The organism is Sphingomonas cynarae (assembly GCF_039537815.1).
Taxonomy (GTDB): Bacteria; Pseudomonadota; Alphaproteobacteria; order Sphingomonadales; family Sphingomonadaceae; genus Sphingomonas; species Sphingomonas cynarae.
Genome location: NZ_BAABBF010000004.1, coordinates 1 through 18,368, shown reverse-complemented (window position 1 = coordinate 18,368; position 18,368 = coordinate 1). Strand labels below are relative to the sequence as shown.

Here is an 18,368-nt window from a genome sequence, read left to right as displayed (position 1 = left end):
CGGTCATATCCATCGTCCGGGACGCCACGGTCCCGCCAGCCCGGCGACGTCATGGCAGACCACGCCGTGGATGCCGCCCCTCGCCCGCCACCGTCAAAGCACAACGTATATGCCCCCCGGCCGTCATTGAAGCGCAGCGAAGCAATCCAGCGCCACACACGTGACGCTCCCAATCGCATCGCCGTGCCTGCCATGACGCCAAAGTTTCAGACCGATGTCATCACGCTCTGGATCCCGACATTACGCCCGCGCTTCCGCCACGCCCCCGGAATTGTGGCGCAGCGCCTTCAGCACGGTATCGATGATCGCGGCGGCGTCCAGCCCCGCCTCGGCATATTGCACGTCGGGCTTGTCCTGATCCTGGAACGTGTCGGGCAGCCGCATCGTGCGCAGCTTCAGCCCGCCGTCGATCAGCCCCTCATCCGATGCCAGCGTCAGGACATGCGCGCCGAACCCGCCGACCGCGCCTTCCTCGATCGTCACCGCCACTTCATGCGTGGTCAGCAGACGCCGGATCAACGCCTCGTCCAGCGGCTTGGCGAAGCGCAGGTCCGCGACCGAGGTCGACAGGCCCTTCGCCTCCAGCTGGTCCGCAGCCTTCAGCGCCTCGGTCAGGCGGGTGCCGAGCGACAGGATCGCCACCGTCTTGCCCTCGCGCACCACCCGGCCCTTGCCGATCTCCAGCACCTGCGGCACATCCGGCAGCGCGACCCCGGTGCCGGCGCCGCGCGGATAACGCACCGCGATCGGACCGCTGTCGTGCGCGACGCAGGTATGCGTCATGTGGACCAGTTCCGCCTCGTCAGCGGCGGCCATCACCACGAAATTGGGCAATGTCGCCAGATAGGTGACGTCGAACGACCCGGCATGGGTCGCACCGTCCGCCCCGACCAGCCCGGCACGATCGATCGCGAAGCGGACCGGCAGGTTCTGGATCGCGACGTCATGGACCACCTGGTCGTAGGCGCGCTGGAGAAAGGTGGAATAGATCGCGCAGAACGGCCGCATCCCCTGCGCGGCCAGTCCGGCGGCGAAGGTCACGCCGTGCTGTTCGGCGATGCCCACGTCGAAGAACCGGTCGGGATAGCTGGCGGCGAACGTGTCGAGCCCGGTGCCCGACGGCATTGCGGCGGTGATCGCGCAGATGCGGTCGTCGGTGGCGGCGGCATCGGCCAGCGCCTGCCCGAACACGTTCTGATATTGCGGCGGCCCCGGCGGCGCCTTCGCCTGCGCGCCGGTGATGACGTCGAACTTCTGAACGCCGTGATATTTGTCCGCCGACGCCTCCGCGGGGGCATAGCCCTTGCCCTTCTTCGTCACGACATGGACGAGGATCGGGCCCTCCTCGGCATCGCGGACATTCTCCAGCACCGGGATCAGATGGTCCAGATTATGGCCGTCGATCGGGCCGACGTAGTAGAAGCCCAACTCTTCGAACAGCGTGCCGCCCATGGTCATGCCGCGCGCGAACTCGTCGGTCTTGCGCGCCGCCTGATGGAAGGGGCGCGGCAGTTTGCGCGCCAGCTTCTTCATCATCTCGCGGATGCTCAGGAATTCGCGACTCGACACGATCCGGCTCAGATAGGCGGACAGGCCACCCACCGGCGGCGCGATCGACATGTCGTTGTCGTTCAGGATCACGACCAGCCGGTTGCCCGCCTGCTCGGCGTTGTTCATCGCCTCGTACGCCATGCCCGCCGACATCGCGCCGTCGCCGATCACCGCGATGCCCTTGCCCGGGGTGCCGGCCAGCTTGTTGGCGATCGCGAAGCCCAGCGCGGCAGAGATCGAGGTCGACGAATGCGCCGCGCCGAACGGGTCGTACTCGCTTTCGGATCGTTTGGTGAAGCCGGACAGGCCACCGCCCTGCCGTAGCGTCCGGATGCGGTCGCGCCGTCCGGTCAGGATCTTGTGCGGATAGCATTGGTGGCCGACATCCCAGACGAGCCGGTCGCGCGGGGTATCGAACACGTAATGGATCGCCGTCGTCAGTTCGACCACGCCCAGTCCCGATCCCAGGTGCCCCCCGGTCGTTCCGACCGCTGAAATCGTTTCCAGCCGCAACTCGTCGGCAAGCTGTCGCAAATCTTCGGGCTTCAGGCGGCGGAGGTCGTCTGGCGTCGAAACGGTGTCGAGCAAGGGCGTTACGGGAAGGTCAACCATCGAACGGGCTTACCCGTCCGTCGCGACCGTGTCGATTGCCGACCGTATCGGTCCGGCCATATCAGGCCGCGGCGGGTACCGTGTCCGATAGCGTGCGGCGGCAGTCGGCGCATTGCCCCCGCACCTCGATCACCGGCCGCACCGGCGCGAAACCGGCGGCGCGGGCGGCGGCACGGACATCGCCGGTGACGCGGTCGTCATCCAGATGCGTCGTCTGCCCGCACCCGTCGCACACCAGGAAGATGCAATCGTGCAGGCAGTCGGGATGCGCGTTGACGATATAGGCGTTCGCGCTCTCGACGCGGTGCGCCAGATTGGCACCGACGAAGAGGTCGAGGATGCGATAGACGCTGTTGGCGGCCACCCGACGCCCTTCCGTCTTCGACACCGCATCGGCGATGTCATAGGCGCTGGCCGGCTTCGCGAACCCCGCCAGCGACGCATAGACGCTGGCCCGCATCGTGGTCCATTGCTCGCCGGATTTCTCCAGCGTCGCCTGTGCTGCGGTCGCCAGATCGTCGCGCTGTAGTTCGTGATGATGATGAACGTGCGCCATCGCACGGAAATAGGATGCGGGTGCCGCTCTAGCAAGCGCGCAGGGAGGCGCGACGGTTCATCTCGTGGCCCAGCGCCAGCAGCGCGACCCCGACGATCGTCCACAGCGCCTCGCCGTTCGATCCGTCGTGCGGCAACTGCATTGCGCCCGCCATCACGCCCAGCCCGAACGCCCCGACCGCCGCCGGCACCGCCTCGCCGTGCCGCACCACGCCGCGCCCCAGCGCCACCGCGCCCAGCGCGATCGCCATCACCAGCCCGACCTCGTGGATGTGCGGATCGAGCAGCAATCCGCCCGCCGCCGACATCAGCGCGAGCAGCACCGACGTCGCCAGGCAATGCACCACGCACAGCCCCGACAGCCCGATCGCCAGACGATCAAGCCCCGGCACGCGCCGGATGCGGATGGATGAAGCGGCCATGGTCACGGGCAGCGATATAGCTGGGGCCAAGACAGGTTACAACATCACATCAATATTAATGACCTGCGCCCCACGTCATCAATCCGGGGTTACCTTCCTGCACAGATGCCGGGCTTGTGCAGACGCTAGGAACGCAAGAAGCGCCGGCCCCGCCATTGCCGCCCTCCCCCACACGTCATAGATGGGGTCATGCTTCTGCCCAGTGCCGCCTTCATGTCCCATGCCCGGCCGCGCGCGGTGGCGCGGTGGCTACTCGTCGTCGCCGCGCTGATCGTTGCGATGGTGGTGGTCGGCGGCATCACCCGCCTGACCGAATCGGGCCTGTCGATCACCCGCTGGCAACCGATCAGCGGTATCGTGCCTCCGCTGAACGACGCCGCGTGGCAGGCTGAGTTCGACCGCTACAAGCGCATCCCCGAATATGCCGCGTTCAACCGCGATATGACGCTGACGGGGTTCAAGGCGATCTTCTTCTGGGAATATCTCCACCGTCTGCTGGGGCGGGTGATCGGCCTCGCCTTCGCGCTGCCGCTGCTGTGGTTTGCGGTGAAGCGGCAGATTCCGCGCGGCTACGGCATCCGTCTCGTCGCGCTGCTCGCGTTGGGCGGGCTGCAGGGCGGGATCGGCTGGTGGATGGTCGCCTCCGGCCTGTCGGAGCGCACTGATGTCAGCCATCTGCGCCTTGCCGTTCACCTCGTCACCGCGCTCGTCATTCTTGCCGGCCTCGTCTGGACCGCGCTCGACCTGATGCAGTTGCACCGCGACCGATTGGCGACGCCCGCGCGACTCGCCCCCGCCGCCCTGCTCGGGCTCGGGCTGCTGTTCGTGCAGATCGTTTGGGGGGCATTCACCGCCGGGCTCAATGCGGGCTATGCCTTTGCCAGTTGGCCGCTGATGGGTGACAGCCTGTTCCCGGCGGGCGTGCCGCTGACGGGGACGCTGGTCGACGCGGTCGACAATCCGGTGATGGTGCAGTTCATCCATCGCTGGCTGGCCTTCGTGGTCGGCGCGGCGCTGTTCTGGCTGGCGGTGCGCGCCACCCGGCGGGGATCGCGGGCGGGGTTCGTGGTGGTCGGCCTGGTGACGCTCCAGATCTTCCTCGGCATCGCCACGTTGATGACCGGGGTGTTGATCGAGGTGGCGGTAGCGCATCAGGCCAACGCCGCGCTGCTGCTGATCGCCACCGTCTTCGCCGCTCACCGGATCGGCATCCGCAAAGCTTTCGTCTGAGAAACCGTTTGGAATGACCGAATGCGGGTCTTGCGGTGCCGGCCCGCTCCCCGCATCGCAAGTCTTCAAACCGACCCCGACCCTCATGGTATCCAGATACCCGTCAGCAATCCCGCCGAAATCTTGACTCCGGTGGCGGTCGCGGGCATTGGCCCCGGGTCCGCGCCGTTCCTATCCGGGAGCGGCGCGCTCTCGTTCGAAAGGTTCTCACGCCCATGAAGGCGCTCATGAAGACCACCAAGTCGGCCAAGCCGCACGAGGTGGAGAAGAAATGGCATATCGTCGACGCGACCGACCTGGTCGTCGGCCGTGCCGCGGTGGTGATCGCCAACGTCCTGCGCGGCAAGCACAAGACGTCGTTCACCCCGCACGTCGATTGCGGTGACAATGTCGTCGTCATCAACGCCGACAAGATCCGCTTCACTGGCAACAAGGCCGCGAAGAAGATCTATTACAAGCACACCGGCTATGCCGGCGGCATCAAGGGCGTCACCGCCGCCAAGGTCCTCGAAGGCCGCTTCCCGGAGCGCGTGCTGGAAAAGGCCGTGGAGCGTATGATCCCGCGCGGCCCCCTCGGTCGTGACCAGATGCGCAACCTGCGTATCTTCAAGGGCACCGAGCATCCGCACACCGCTCAGAACCCCGAGGTTCTCGACATCGCCGGCATGAGCCGCAAGAACAAGGTGGGTGCATAATGTCCGACAACCGCCAGTCCCTCTCCGATCTCGCCGCGACGCTGGGCCAGCAGCGCGACGCTGCCGAGAATCCCGCCGCCACCGCCGACTCGGCCGATGCCTATCTGTCGGGTGCCGAGCCGACGCCGGTCAGCACGATGCCGCTGCGTGAGCAGATCATCGACAAGCAGGGCCGCGCCTATGCCACCGGTCGCCGCAAGGACGCGGTCGCCCGCGTCTGGCTGAAGCCGGGTTCGGGCAAGATCACGGTCAACGGCCGCGACCAGGAAGTCTATTTCGCTCGTCCGACGCTGCGTCTGGTCATCAACCAGGTGTTCGGCATCACCGAGCGCGAAGGCCAGTACGACGTGGTCTGCACCGTCAAGGGCGGTGGCCTGTCGGGTCAGGCCGGCGCGGTCAAGCATGGCATCAGCCAGGCGATCACCCGTTACGAGCCAGCCCTGCGCGCCTCCGTGAAGGCCGCCGGCTTCCTGACGCGCGACAGCCGCACCGTCGAGCGTAAGAAGTACGGCCGTGCCAAGGCACGCAAGAGCTTCCAGTTCTCGAAGCGCTAAACGTTTCGGCATTGCTGCTACAAGGGGCGGTCCGGCAACGGGCCGCCCTTTTCGTTTGCCGGCCGGACTCTGGCCTGCCCCCGGGTGACGGACGGGATTTCGCCGCTGCCTCATGCCCGCGTCCAGCATCTGCGAACGACGCCTTAACCATTTCTGCCTAGTTTCCGGCTATGACACGGCACCGCGAGTCGCGATCCGTCCGGGGACAGAAGCTTGTTGCACGACGATAATCCGATCATAACGGCGGAGCATCGCGCCCCCGGATCGACGCCCCCCGTCCTGCCGGCCGTTCCGACCGTCACGACCGCTGCCCCCTTTGCCGTTCTGACTCCTGCCATCCTCCTTGCCGCCTGTGGCGGCGGCGGAAGTAACGGCACCGCATCGGCAGCGCCCACCGTATCCGCCCCCGTCGCCATCGTCCGCACCGCGCCGACGCCTGCACAGGCCAGCCGCTTCCTGGGGCAGGCGACGATGGGGGCGACGAAGGCGCAGATCGCCGACGTCGTCGACAAGGGTTACGAAGCGTGGATCACCGCGCAGATGGCACTGCCCCGCGCGACGACGCATTGGGACTGGCTGGTCACGAACGGGTACAACGTCGCCGCCAATATCAACAACACCGCCGGGTTCGACGCCAGTGTCTGGCGGCAGTTGATCGTCGAGCCGGACCAGCTTCGCCAGCGCGTCGGGATGGCGCTGCTCGACCTGCTCGTCGTCGGGATCGACGGGGTGAACCTCAACTGGAAACAGTTCGCCGCCGCCGCCTATCTCGATATCCTGCTCGACCGGGCATTCGGCAATTACCGCGACATCCTCGACGCCATCACCACCAACGCGGCGATGGGGTCGTTCCTCACCTTCCTCGGCAACCGCAAGGCGAACACCCGCACCGGTGCCGTTCCGGACGAGAATTATGCGCGCGAGCTGATGCAGCTGTTCACGCTCGGCCTCTACCAGCTGAACATGGACGGCAGCGTGAAGGGCGGCGCGACCCCGCTCGAAACCTACAAGCCGGAGGATGTCGCCGGCCTCGCCCGTGTCTTCACCGGCCTGTCGCTGGCCACCGCCGACAGCACCACGCCCGATCGCTATCGCCAACCGCTGGTGATGAACGCCACGCTGAACGAGACCGGCAGCGCCAGCTTCCTCGGCACCACCGTCTCGGGGGGCGGCATGGCGGCGGTGAAGACCGCGCTCGACACGATCTTCGCGCATCCCAATCTGCCGCCCTTCGTGTCGAAGCAGTTGATCCAGCGCCTCGTCACCTCAAACCCCTCGCCCGCCTATGTCGCGCGCGTCGCGACGAAGTTCGCGGACAACGGCAGCGGCGTGCGCGGCGACCTGAAGGCGGTCGTCACCGCGATCCTGCTCGATACCGAGGCGCGCGGCGATGCCGCGCTGACCGCCGCCGCCGCGGGCAAGCTGCGCGAACCGGTGATGCGCCTGACCGGCTGGGCCCGCGCTTTCGCGGTTAACTCGCCCTCCAATGCCTGGGGCTTCGGCGACACCAGTAACCAGTCGACCCGGCTCGGCCAGTCGATGGGACGCAGCCAGACGGTCTTCAACTTCTTCCGCCCCGGCTATTCTCCGCCCGCCAGCGCGATCGCGGCCGGCGGGCTGGTCGCGCCCGAATTCCAGATCACCAACGAACAGTCGGTGGTCGGCTACATCAACTACATGTACGGCCTCGTCGCCAACGGCACCGGCGATACGAAGGCGGATTACAGCGACATCCTGCAAAAGGCTGCCGACACCAATGCGCTGGTCGACGAGGTCGCGTTGCTGCTCGCCGCCGGGCAACTCTCCGCTGCCACGATCGCGCAGATCCGGAGTGCGGTCGACACCGTGTCCGCCACCGCGTCGGGCGGCCCCACCAACCGGGTGGGGATCGCGATCATGCTGACGCTCGCCGCCCCCGAATATCTGACGGTGAAGTGATGAGCTGCTTCGATCACGACCAGTCGCGCCGCGCCTTCCTGAAGCGGTCGGCCGCGCTGGGCATGGCGGGAGTCGCCGCCCCCTTCGTCACCAGCCTGGGCGCGATCGGCGAGGCGGCGGCCGCCACCGCGACCGACTACAAGGCGATGGTGTGCATCTTCCTGTACGGCGGTAACGATTACGCCAATACGCTGACACCCTACGACCAGGCCAGCTACGCACAATATCTCGCCGCGCGTACCAACATCGCTCACACCCGCGACTCGCTGGCTGCGACCCTGCTGAAACCGGCACAGGCATTGGCCGGCGGCCGGCAATATGCGCTGGCCCCGACGATGAAGTCGCTGCTGCCGCTGTTCGACGGCGGCAAGCTGGCCCCGATCCTGAACGTCGGCACGCTCGTCCAGCCGACCACCAAGGCACAGTATCAGGCCAATTCGGTCCGCCTGCCGCCCAAGTTGTTCAGCCATAACGACCAGCAAAGCTATTTCCAGGCGTCCAGCCCCGAAGGCGCGACCTCGGGCTGGGGCGGGCGGATCGGCGACGTGTTCCAGAACGGCAATGGCAGCTCCGCGCTCACCTGCATCAATGCCAGTGGCAACGCGGTGTACCTGACCGGACGGAACGCCGTGCAATATGCCGTCGGCACCGGCGGCCCGATCGCGCTGCTCAACAACAGCCGCACGATGTACGGTTCCGCCGCCGCCGCCACGACATTGCGATCGTTGATGACCGCTGCGCCCGGCAGCCTGCTTGGCGACGAACATGCCCGCGTGTCGAAGCGCGCGCTGGATACCTATGCGCAGGTGTCGGGCGCGCTGGCGGGGGCGCCGGTAGCGAACTTTCCGCTGTTCCCGACCGGCAATAGCCTGGCCGATCAGTTGCGGATGGTCGCGCGGCTGATCTCCGTCTCCTCCGAACTGGGGGCGAAGCGGCAGGTGTTCTTCGTGTCGATTGGCGGGTTCGACCTGCACGACAATCTCGTCGCGCAGCACCCGGCGCTGATCGGCCGCGTCGCCGATGCGATGAAGGCGTTCTACGACACCACCGCCGCGATGGGCGTGGCGGACAAGGTAACCAGTTTCACCGCCTCCGATTTCGGGCGCACGCTGCAATCCAACGACGACGGGTCGGATCACGGCTGGGGGTCGATGCACTTTGCGATGGGCGGCGCGGTGAAGGGCGGCCGCCTCTATGGCACCCCGCCCGCGATCGGCAACGGCACCGCCGACGATGTCGGGCAGGGCCGCCTGATCCCGACCGTCTCGGTCGATCAATATGCCGCCACGCTCGCCAGCTGGTTCGGCGTGTCGGACGGCGATCTGCGCACCGTGCTGCCCAATATCGGCAACTACGATGCATCCAGCTGGAAACTCGGTTTCCTGTGATCGCGCGGACGGTTGGGCCGTTTCGGCTAAATCGCCGCGCCCCTCTGTACGAAGGCGGCAGGGCCGGATAGACGCGGCAGATGCGCGACGACCCGGCCAAGGAAGATGATGAAGCCAGCCGCACGATTGGCGCGCAGACGCTGTTCCGTGGGCTGGACATCCTCGAAATCGTCGGCGCCCGACCGATGACCGCCGCCGACCTGACCACCGCCAGCGGCCTGACCCGCGCCACCGCCTCGCGCTTCGTCGCCGCGCTGGTCAGCCGCCAGATGCTGACCCGCTCGGCGGACGGGGTCCTGCGGCTCGGGCCGCGGCTGATGTACGCCAGTTCACGCGCGGCGGAGCAGATCAACCTGCAAAGCATCGCCCGCCCCTTCTTCGAACGGTTCGTGATGGCGGAGGGGCTGAGCATCTTCCTCGGCCGCCGCGATGGCGACTGGTCGGTCCATCTCGATCGCCATGCCGGGCGCGAGCATATCGGCGTCACCACCCGCCCCGGCGACCGGCGCGGCCTGCCCGAGACGGGGATGGGCAAGGCGCTGCTGCTCGACGACGACGTCGACAGCTGGACGCGGCTGTTCCACCAGTTCGGCGACCGCTACACTGGCGACGGCTGGCTGGAACGGATGCGGGGCCATGCCCGCGCCGGCGTGGTGGTGCAGCAGGGGCCGCCGCCCGATCATATCCGATCGGTCGCGGTGCCCGTCCGCGATGCGAGCGGCGGTATCGTCGCTGCGATCAGCGTCGCCACCGCCGCGCAGAATCTGGACGAGGCGGCGATGGCCGCCCTCGCCCCCCGCGTCGCGGAAATCGCCGCCGCGATCAGCGCCGAACTGGGCTGGTCCCCACGCGGCTGAACCGGCGCGCCGTCACCGCTTCCGCCAGGTGAACAACGACGACATCGCGTAATTCCACACTACGCTGATAAGCACGCCGGCCACGGCGGACAGCATCCAGTAGGTGTGCTGCACGAACAGCCATTCCGCGATGCCGATATTGGCGATCGCCCCGGTCGCGCAGACCAGGTTGAACGTCAGCCAGCCGCGTATCAGCGCCGGCCCGCGCAGTCGCTGGTCGCGATAGGTCAGCAGGTTGTTGAGGAAGAAGTTGTTCGAGATCGCGACCACCGTCGCCGCCAGTTGCGATGCGCCGAACGACAGGCCGACGCCCAGATACAGCGTCGACAGGATCAGGAAATGGATCGCCAGCCCCATCGCGCCGACCAGTCCGAAACCGATGAACCGGATCGGCACGACGCGCCCAAATGCCTTGTCGAGGATGAGCTGCAGATATTCCCACAACACCAGCGCATCCAGCTTGCTGTCGCCGAACTGCCGGCACCGGAACACATAGGGCAGTTCCGCCACTCGCAGCGGCGCGGGCGCGCTGGCGGCGATGTCGAGGAGGATCTTGAACCCCACCGTCGACAATTTGGGCAGCGACCGTTCGAACGCGGTGCGCGTCATCATGAAGAACCCGCTCATCGGATCGCCGATCGGCGTGCGCGTCAGCATCACCGCCATCCGCGTCGCCAGCCGGCTGGCCGCGACGCGCCCCTTCGTCCAGTCGCCCAGGCCGCCGCCCGCGCAATAGCGGCTGCCGACGACCAGATCGACATTCCCGTCGCGCAGCGTCGCCAGCATCCGCCCCAACAGCCGTTCGTCATGCTGTAGGTCGGCATCCATCACCGCGACATAGGGCGCGGCCGTCGCCATGATCCCCTCGACACAGGCAGAGGACAGTCCCCGCCGCCCGACCCGGTGGACGATCCGCACCCGGTGATCGCCCAGTGCCAGCTCGCGCACCCGTGCGGCGGTGCCGTCGGGCGAGTCGTCGTCGACGAACATGATCTCCCACCGCACGTCGGGCAGCGCCGTCGCCACCGCCTCGACCAGCAGCGGCACATTGTCGATCTCGTTATAGGCCGGCACCACGATCGCCAGTTCGGCCGGCTGCGGGAGAATGGGATCGGTAATGGGAAACCTGCCTCTTTTCACTCACGTCTGCCCTCCGACATGGCGCCGTTTCGAATGAACCGGGCGGCAATGCGGTGGCGCGGCCGCCCCTGACACAACCGGGACTGTCCTACAACCAACCATATGGGTTAAACCTCGGTCATGATCGACCGCACACCTGTCGCGCGCGACGCGCGCCCCTCGCTGCCGGCCTTCGAGCCGGTTCCCCGCAAACCCCGGCACGATGGCTGGACGCCCGCCCGGCAGGTGGCCTTCATCGAGGCGCTGGCCGATACCGGCTCGGTCTCCACCGCCGCCGCGCAGGTCAACATGACCACCGTCGGCGCCTATCAACTCCGCCGCCAACCCGGTGCGGAGGGCTTCGCCCGCGCGTGGGAGGCCGCGCTCGACATGGGCGTGCTGCGCCTGAAGGACGAGGCGTTTGACCGCGCGCTGAACGGCCAGCTCGTTCCCGTCATCGCCGGCGGCAAGCTGCTGGGGTACCGCCGCCGCCGCAACGACCGCCTCATTATGTTCATCCTGCGTCATTACAGCCGGCATCCCCAGTCCGGCAGCTTTCGCCACGCCGGTCACACCCGCCCCGATCCGGCTCCCGCGCCAGCCGCCCCGCCGGTCAAACCCGGCACCGTCATCGCCGCCTTTGCCGGGTTCGAACTGGACGACGCGGCGCAGGAACAGATCATCGCCGCCCTCACCGCCAGTGCCACCCGCCGGCGCGAGATGATCGAACGGCCGGTCGATGTGGACGCACCTGACGTTCCCTTCGTCTCCGCGCGCCTGATGCCAGTCGATCACCCCGCCGCGATCCATCCCTTCGGCGTTACGCCCTTCCTCGACCTCGGCGAGCACCGCGAGGGCGAGGAACCTTGGGTGACACTGGACCTGCCCGACCAGCGCGATGCCATCGCCGCCTTCCTGGCCGATCAGGCACAACGCGCGGCAGACCACCCATCCGACGAATCCGGCCCGCCCCCCGCTCCTGCACCCGCCCTCACTCCCGAGCCCGATCCATCGGCAGGAAAACACGATCGTCTCACCCGCTTCTCCCGGTTTCTCGCCTCGGGCCGCCCGCTGGACGAATGGGAGGAGTGGACGGGGTAGGGCCGAACGGGAAAAGCCAGACGGGGGGATGGATCGGCCCCCTCCCCGATACCTGCCCGGCACTGGAACATGATGACGGAAGACCGACCCATCCGTCGTTGCGAGCGTAGCGAAGCAATCCAGAACCTGGTGCGTCACGCCCCGGATTGCCTCGCTACGCCCGCACCGACCGGGCAGGTCAGGCCAATATCACCCCGCCGCGAAGCGGGCGCCCAAAGGGCCGCGGCAGCCCCCCGTCACGTCGGCAAAACGGTCACCCCTGCAAGGCGGCGCGCAGCGTGTCTTGCCACGGCGTCGTCGGCCGGCCGATAAGTCGGCTGAGTGCGCGACCATCATCGTACAGGCTGCCCTGTGCCGCCTTGGCGTCGCTTTCCGCCAGCATGGCCGCAACCGGTGCCGGCAGACCGACCCCTTCCAGCATCTGGCGGTAGTCCGCTTCCGGCATGTCCTGATATACGACCGGCTTGCCCGCGATCTCGCCGATCGCGGCGGCGAACTGGTCGAGCGTGAAGGCATCGTCGCCAGCAAGTTCGATCACCCGGTTCGCCGTGCCGTCCTCGGCCAGCACCGTCGCGGCCGCCGCGGCATAGTCCGCCCGGCTGGCGCCCGAAATACGGCCGTTCCCGGCACTGCCCGCCATCGCCCCGTGCTGCACCGCGGGCGCGGCGGATGCGGTATAGTTTTCGGTGTACCACCCGTTGCGCAGGATCGTGTGAGCCAGTCCGCTGGCGACGATCGCCGCCTCCGTCTCGCGATGCTCGCCCGCCAGTTCCATCGGGCTGTCGGGCGCACGCAGGATGCTGGTGTACACGATATGCCCGACCCCGGCCGCCTTGGCCGCCTCGATCACCGCACGATGCTGGGAAACCCGCTGGCCCACCGCGCTCGACGATATCAGCAACAGCCGGTCGACACCCGCCAGAGCCGGTGCCAGCGTCTCCGGCCGGTCATAGTCGAACGGCCGCACCACGACGCCCCGATCCGCCAGACGGGAAAGCCCGGCCGGATCACGGACCAGCGCGACGATCCCGGCCGGCGCGACCCTGGTCAGCAGATCTTCGATGACCAGTTGGCCCAGTTGACCGGATGCTCCGGTGATGGCGTACATATCATTCTCCGCTGTCGTCGTTGTACGCCGGACATAAGCCTCTATCTTACCATTCGTAAGTACGCACACAAAGGTAAGCATAACGATGCCGGATCGTTCGCCCGCCCGTCTCGCGGATCGCCTGCGCCAGGGCGATGTCTTCGCCCCGCGCTGCCCGTCGCGCGAGATACTGAAACATGTGACGAGTACATGGGGCACGCTGGCGCTCATTGCCTTGATGCCCGGCACGCTCCGGTTCAGCGACCTGCGCCGGAGGGTCGCGGGCGTCAGCGAACGGATGCTGTCGCAGACGCTCAAGCAGCTCGAAGGCGATGGTCTGGTCCGACGGCAAAGCTTCGCCACCGTCCCGCCAAAGGTGGAATATACGCTGACGGATCAGGGCCGGGAGGCGGCCACACTGGTCGAAGCGCTGACCGACTGGATCGAGGACAGCCTGCCCATGCTCACGAAGAACGCCGCCGACTGACCGGCCACGCGCGGACGCGCCGTCGCCCGGCCATGCCCTCCATGGCGGGATGGATCAGGCCGATATCGTCCCGCCCTTCAGTAACTCCACTGCAACTGCGTGCGGATCAGGCTTCCCTCCGCCTGACCGATCCGGCGTTCGTCCGCCTCGGTGCGGTCCATCCGGGCATAGGCGATCGTCAGTTCCAGAGGCGGCGTCGGCTGGAACTCGATGCCCAGTTCCCATTCGTCGGTGTTCAGGCGCGGCGCGTTGGGCAGGGCTTTCCAGCCACCGCGATAGCGTTGCCACCGGGCATAGGGCATGAACGGCCCCAGCCGCGACCGGCGCACGCGCGCCATCGTCTGGATATAGCCGCCGTTCAGCCGTTTCGTGGTGATCGCGCGCAGGTCGCGGTCGAATTCGGGGCCGCACCCCCAGTTCCATTCCGCCTGGAACCCGATCGGCTGCGGATAGAGCATCGCATGGAATCCGACCCGTTCGTCGCGGAACGATACCGCGCTCACGCCGCCGGCGCGCAGTTCGGGCTTCACCTGATTGCGCAGGGCCGCCGCGCCGAACTCGAACACCTGCCCCGTCCAGCCCGCGCCCAGCCCGTCCAGCTCGATCGGCCAGGTCGCCATCGCCACCGTCATCAGGCCATCGTTGGTTTCGGCACGGTTGGTGCCCTGCCCGTTATACACCGCCAGTCCGAACGCGCCGTAATTGCCGAACAGCTTCTGCCCGTCGTCAGTCAGCCGGTCCCAGATTTTTTCCACGCGTGATGGCGTGTAATAGGCGACGACCCCCAGATCGCGTTCGCTGGGCACCGCGCTGTTGATGCCGTCGCTACGGTCCAGCGTCAGCCGGTTCGACGAGGATTGCAGGTTCTCCCACCCGAACGGCACTTTCGACTGGCCGAAGCGCAGCCGGAACCGGCGATCGGGATCGAGGAAGGCGTCGACATAGGCGTCGCGCAACTGGAGGAAGCCTTCGCGCCGCTCCCCGCCCGACTGGTTGCTGACATTGGTCGCGAAATCGGGTTGCAGGTAGAACGAGACCCGGTCGGTGATGTCGCCCTGCAGGATCAGGCGGACCCGGCGCAACGTGAAGTTGCTGTCCTCGCCGATGCCGCCGTCATGCACCGAGCGGAGGCGCGACACGCCGGCCGGCGCGGTCCGGTCGCCCGACAGGAACTCGTTGAGGCGCATCTGCGTGTAGCCGCGCAGCGTGATCCGCTCGTACCAGTGCGCCGGCTTCGGCTTGTCGGCTACCACCGCCACCTGCGTGGTGGTGGGCCGTGTGACAGCAGGCTGGGCGGCGGCGGATTGCGTGGCCGTGGGGGCAACGGCGGGCGCCCCCGTCGTCGGCGACGCTGCCACCGCCATGCCTGCCGGGGTGATCGGCGCAGCAGCGGGGGCGGATGCCCTGCCCGTCTGCGCCGCCTTCAACTCCGCGATCGTCGCCTTCAGTTCGTCGATCTGGCGTTGCAGGTCCTGTACGGTCTGCGCCGGTGCCGGCAGCGCCGCCGCCCCGCCCAGCATCAGCGTGCCGGCGGCGATCCACTCTTGCCGCGTCATCGGGATCAGCCGTCGTCGCCCATCCGCAACGCGGCGATGAACGCCTCCTGCGGGATGCTGACCGAGCCGTACTCGCGCATCTTGGCCTTGCCCTTCTTCTGCTTCTCCAGCAGCTTCTTCTTGCGGCTGGCATCCCCGCCGTAGCATTTCGCGGTCACGTCCTTGCGCATTGCGCTGATCGTCTCGCGCGCGATCACCTTGCCGCCGATCGCCGCCTGAATCGGGATTTTGAACAGGTGGCGCGGGATCAGTTCCTTCAGCCGCTCCACCATGCCGCGCCCGCGCACCTCGGCGGTGCCGCGATGGACGATCATCGACAGCGCGTCGACCGGCTCCTCGTTGACGAGGATGCTCATCTTGACGAGGTCGCCCTCGCGGTAGCCGATCTGGCTGTAGTCGAAGCTGGCATAGCCCTTCGACAGCGATTTCAGCCGGTCGTAGAAGTCGAACACCACCTCGTTCAACGGCAGTTCGTAGGTGGCCTGCGCCCGGCCGCCGACATAGGTCAGGTTCTGCTGGATGCCACGCCGGTCCTGACACAGCTTCAAAATGCTGCCCAGATATTCGTCGGGGACATAGATCGTGGCGCTGATCCACGGCTCGCTGATCGTCTTGATCTTGTTGACGTCGGGCATGTCGGCGGGATTGTGCAGGTCAATCTGCGTGATCCCCGCCGGATCGGGATGGGTGAACTCGATCTGGTATACCACCGACGGCGCGGTGGTGATGAGGTCGAGATCGTATTCGCGCGTCAGCCGCTCCTGGATGATCTCCAGATGCAACAGGCCCAGGAACCCGCAGCGGAAGCCGAAGCCCAGCGCGGCCGACGTCTCCATTTCGAAACTGAACGACGCATCGTTCAGGCGCAGCTTGCTGATCGATTCGCGCAGCTTTTCGAAATCGTTGGCGTCGACCGGGAACAGCCCGCAGAACACCACCGGCTGCACTTCCTTGAAGCCTTCCAGCGCCTCCGCCGCCGGCCGCTTCGCATCGGTCAGCGTGTCGCCGACGCGGGCCTGCGCCACATCCTTGATCTGCGCGGTGATGAAGCCGATCTCGCCCGGCCCCAGATCCTGCAACTGCTCGATCTTCGGGCGGAAACAGCCGACCCGATCGACTAGATGCACAGTGCCCGCCTGCATGAACTTGATCTGCTGGCCGCGCTTCAGCAGGCCGTCGATCACGCGGATCAGGATCACGACGCCCAGATACGGGTCGTACCAACTGTCGACCAGCATCGCCTTCAGCGGCGCCTCCGCATCCCCCTTGGGCGGCGGGATGCGGGTTACGATCGCCTCCAGGATGTCGGCGATGCCGATCCCTGCCTTGGCGCTCGCAAGCACTGCGCCCGACGCATCGATGCCGATCACGTCCTCGATCTCCTTGCGCACCATCTCCGGTTCGGCGGCAGGCAGGTCTATCTTGTTGATAACGGGCACGATCTCATGGTCATGCTCGATCGATTGATAAACATTGGCCAGCGTTTGGGCCTCGACACCCTGCGCCGCGTCCACCACCAGCAACGCGCCCTCGCACGCTGCCAGGCTGCGGCTGACCTCATAGGCGAAGTCGACATGCCCCGGCGTGTCCATCAGGTTCAGCGTATAGTCGAGCCCATCGGCAGCCAGATAGGACAGGCGCACCGTCTGCGCCTTGATCGTGATCCCCCGCTCCTTCTCGATGTCCATGTTGTCGAGGACCTGCTCGCTCATCTCGCGCGCGGTCAGCCCTCCGGTATGCTGGATCAACCGGTCGGCCAATGTCGACTTGCCATGGTCGATATGGGCAATGATGGAAAAATTACGGATGCGGGAAAGGTCGGTAGCCATATGTGCCTGCCCCTAGCAGGGTGTTGCGCTCAAGCCAAAGCCGCTTCGATCGCGGCAAGCGCGGCATCGTAGCGCGCTTCCCCCTGCCCCCGCACGACGACGAATGGCAGATCGCGTTTTACCAGTTCCGTCATCGCCGCCGCCCGGAACCGCTCCCGCTGGCTGACGGTGCCGAACAGGCGGGTGCCATCCTCCACCCAGGGCAGATCGGTGTCGAGGAACAGGTAGAGGTCGGCGGTGCCCGTCCATGCATCGAACCACGGGTCCTGCCGCCCGAACAGCATCGTCGCCCACGCCGCCGTCATCAACGGATCGGTATCAAGGATCACCGGCCAAGGCCCACCCGACACCGCCGTCCGCGCCGCATGGTCGTGTCCCGCGGCGATCGCGATCAGATCGGCCATCGTAAAGTCGGTGCCGTGTTCCTCGGCATAGGTGCGGCCATATTCGGTGACATAGGGGCTGCCGAAATGCCGGGCGAGGCGCGGACCGATCGTCGACTTGCCGGTGCTTTCCGGCCCGTGCAGACACACCGAACGCAGGGTCATGCCGTCACCCGCCGCCGCCAGTCGACCAGTCCCCACGCCGCCAGCAGCAGGAAGACCAGATACAGAAGCGCCGTCAGCCACAGTTCCTTGACCAGATAGAGGCCGATCGAGCCGATATCGACCGCGATCCACAGCACCCAGTTTTCCCATTTGCGCCGCGCCAGCAGCCATTGCGCGGCGATACTGGCCGCCGCCACCGCGGCATCCCACCATGGCAGGCTGGCATCGGTGAAACGGTGCATCAGCCCGCCCCAGATTATAGCTATCGCGGTAGTTGCCAGCGTCCAGTGCCAGCGTTCGTTCCGCGTCATACTCTCCACCACGACCACGCCGGTCGCCGCGCGGTGGCGTGCCCACGATATCCAGCCATAGGCGTTGACGACGACGAAGAAGAACTGGAGCAGCATGTCGCTGTACAGCCGTGCCTCGGCGAACACGACCGCATATAGCGACACCATCGCGATCCCGAACGGATAGTTCCAGATGCTGCGACGAACGACCAGCGTCACGTTCAAAATGCCCAGCACGAAGGCGATCACCTCGGTGGTGTTCATGCCGAGGCCGGTCGGGATGCAGCGGTGGAGATCATGATGGAGTGGACAGGCGATCGTGAGAGGAACAGGCGGGCCGCTAAGCGACCAAAACTTTCGGGTCCGCAACGATTTTCTTGACGCCTTGCCACTAAGACCGCCGTATCGGGCGGAGACAACGCAAAAAACCGGGGCGGATTGCTCCGCCCCGGTATTCCGGATCGTCTCGCCCCCGAGGGGGCGGTCGCCCCGTGTTCCTTAACGGAACAGCGAGGTGACGGTCTGCGGCGCCTGGTTGGCGATCGACAG

17 protein-coding genes are annotated in these 18,368 nt (G+C 66.8%); 8 read left to right on the top strand and 9 right to left on the bottom strand.

What is annotated here, in order from left to right; all coding sequences use genetic code 11:
- Window positions 1-240: 240 nt before the first annotated feature.
- From dxs to ABD719_RS09355, 3 genes are all read right to left on the bottom strand, one after another.
- The gene (gene dxs, locus ABD719_RS09365) at window positions 241-2,163 is read right to left on the bottom strand and encodes a 1-deoxy-D-xylulose-5-phosphate synthase (RefSeq protein ID WP_344693112.1); all 1,923 of its coding nucleotides are present in this window, start codon (window positions 2,161-2,163) and stop codon (window positions 241-243) included.
- 61 nt (window positions 2,164-2,224) lie between these two features.
- Complete coding sequence (locus tag ABD719_RS09360; RefSeq protein ID WP_344693111.1) at window positions 2,225-2,719, bottom strand: Fur family transcriptional regulator; 495 nt, start codon at window positions 2,717-2,719, stop codon at window positions 2,225-2,227.
- A gap of 28 nt (window positions 2,720-2,747) precedes the next feature.
- Window positions 2,748-3,140, bottom strand: a complete 393-nt coding sequence (locus ABD719_RS09355; protein ID WP_192123594.1) for a MerC domain-containing protein — start codon at window positions 3,138-3,140, stop codon at window positions 2,748-2,750.
- A 189-nt stretch (window positions 3,141-3,329) separates the two neighbouring features.
- Here ABD719_RS09355 and ABD719_RS09350 point away from each other — a divergent pair, with 189 nt between their 5' ends.
- The 6 genes from ABD719_RS09350 (at window position 3,330) to ABD719_RS09325 (ending at window position 9,802) form a co-directional block, all read left to right on the top strand.
- The gene (locus ABD719_RS09350; protein WP_344693110.1) at window positions 3,330-4,370 is read left to right on the top strand and encodes a COX15/CtaA family protein; all 1,041 of its coding nucleotides are present in this window, start codon (window positions 3,330-3,332) and stop codon (window positions 4,368-4,370) included.
- Between the two features lie 215 nt (window positions 4,371-4,585).
- A complete protein-coding gene (rplM, locus tag ABD719_RS09345) occupies window positions 4,586-5,065 on the top strand; it encodes a 50S ribosomal protein L13 (RefSeq protein WP_192123596.1) in 480 nt (159 codons plus the stop codon).
- Window positions 5,065-5,619, top strand: a complete 555-nt coding sequence (gene rpsI, locus ABD719_RS09340; protein ID WP_344693109.1) for a 30S ribosomal protein S9 — start codon at window positions 5,065-5,067, stop codon at window positions 5,617-5,619. The genes rplM and rpsI overlap by 1 nt, the downstream gene beginning before the upstream one ends.
- 216 nt (window positions 5,620-5,835) lie before the next feature.
- Entirely contained in the window at window positions 5,836-7,557 is a 1,722-nt protein-coding gene (locus tag ABD719_RS09335) for a DUF1800 domain-containing protein (RefSeq protein WP_344693108.1), read from the top strand.
- A complete protein-coding gene (locus ABD719_RS09330; protein ID WP_344693107.1) occupies window positions 7,557-8,945 on the top strand; it encodes a DUF1501 domain-containing protein in 1,389 nt (462 codons plus the stop codon). Before ABD719_RS09335 ends, ABD719_RS09330 begins: the two co-directional genes overlap by 1 nt.
- An 80-nt stretch (window positions 8,946-9,025) precedes the next feature.
- Window positions 9,026-9,802, top strand: coding sequence for an IclR family transcriptional regulator (locus ABD719_RS09325; protein ID WP_344693106.1), 777 nt, complete (start codon window positions 9,026-9,028; stop codon window positions 9,800-9,802).
- Window positions 9,803-9,814: 12 nt separating this feature from the next.
- Here ABD719_RS09325 and ABD719_RS09320 read toward each other — a convergent pair whose 3' ends face one another.
- The gene (locus tag ABD719_RS09320) at window positions 9,815-10,942 is read right to left on the bottom strand and encodes a glycosyltransferase (RefSeq protein WP_344693105.1); all 1,128 of its coding nucleotides are present in this window, start codon (window positions 10,940-10,942) and stop codon (window positions 9,815-9,817) included.
- A gap of 120 nt (window positions 10,943-11,062) precedes the next feature.
- Here ABD719_RS09320 and ABD719_RS09315 point away from each other — a divergent pair, with 120 nt between their 5' ends.
- Window positions 11,063-12,022, top strand: a complete 960-nt coding sequence (locus ABD719_RS09315) for a hypothetical protein (RefSeq protein ID WP_344693104.1) — start codon at window positions 11,063-11,065, stop codon at window positions 12,020-12,022.
- A gap of 253 nt (window positions 12,023-12,275) precedes the next feature.
- Here the strand turns inward: ABD719_RS09315 and ABD719_RS09310 are convergent, their stop codons facing one another.
- On the bottom strand, window positions 12,276-13,130 hold the full coding sequence (locus tag ABD719_RS09310) for an SDR family oxidoreductase (protein ID WP_344693103.1): 855 nt from the start codon (window positions 13,128-13,130) through the stop codon (window positions 12,276-12,278).
- Between the two features lie 85 nt (window positions 13,131-13,215).
- Here ABD719_RS09310 and ABD719_RS09305 point away from each other — a divergent pair, with 85 nt between their 5' ends.
- Window positions 13,216-13,596: a winged helix-turn-helix transcriptional regulator gene (locus ABD719_RS09305; RefSeq protein WP_344693102.1), complete on the top strand. Its 381-nt coding sequence runs from the start codon at window positions 13,216-13,218 to the stop codon at window positions 13,594-13,596.
- Between the two features lie 77 nt (window positions 13,597-13,673).
- Here the strand turns inward: ABD719_RS09305 and ABD719_RS09300 are convergent, their stop codons facing one another.
- Genes ABD719_RS09300 through pnuC form a run of 4 tightly spaced genes read right to left on the bottom strand, consistent with a single transcriptional unit; the run spans window position 13,674 to window position 18,083 of the window.
- Window positions 13,674-15,152, bottom strand: a complete 1,479-nt coding sequence (locus ABD719_RS09300; RefSeq protein WP_344693101.1) for a porin — start codon at window positions 15,150-15,152, stop codon at window positions 13,674-13,676.
- 5 nt (window positions 15,153-15,157) lie between these two features.
- Window positions 15,158-16,981 (bottom strand): translation elongation factor 4, encoded by a 1,824-nt coding sequence (lepA, locus tag ABD719_RS09295; protein WP_344693100.1) that lies wholly within the window; start codon window positions 16,979-16,981, stop codon window positions 15,158-15,160.
- Window positions 16,982-17,010: 29 nt separating this feature from the next.
- On the bottom strand, window positions 17,011-17,529 hold the full coding sequence (locus ABD719_RS09290) for an AAA family ATPase (protein WP_344693099.1): 519 nt from the start codon (window positions 17,527-17,529) through the stop codon (window positions 17,011-17,013).
- Window positions 17,526-18,083: a nicotinamide riboside transporter PnuC gene (gene pnuC, locus ABD719_RS09285; RefSeq protein ID WP_344693098.1), complete on the bottom strand. Its 558-nt coding sequence runs from the start codon at window positions 18,081-18,083 to the stop codon at window positions 17,526-17,528. The genes ABD719_RS09290 and pnuC overlap by 4 nt, the downstream gene beginning before the upstream one ends.
- Window positions 18,084-18,368: the final 285 nt, after the last annotated feature.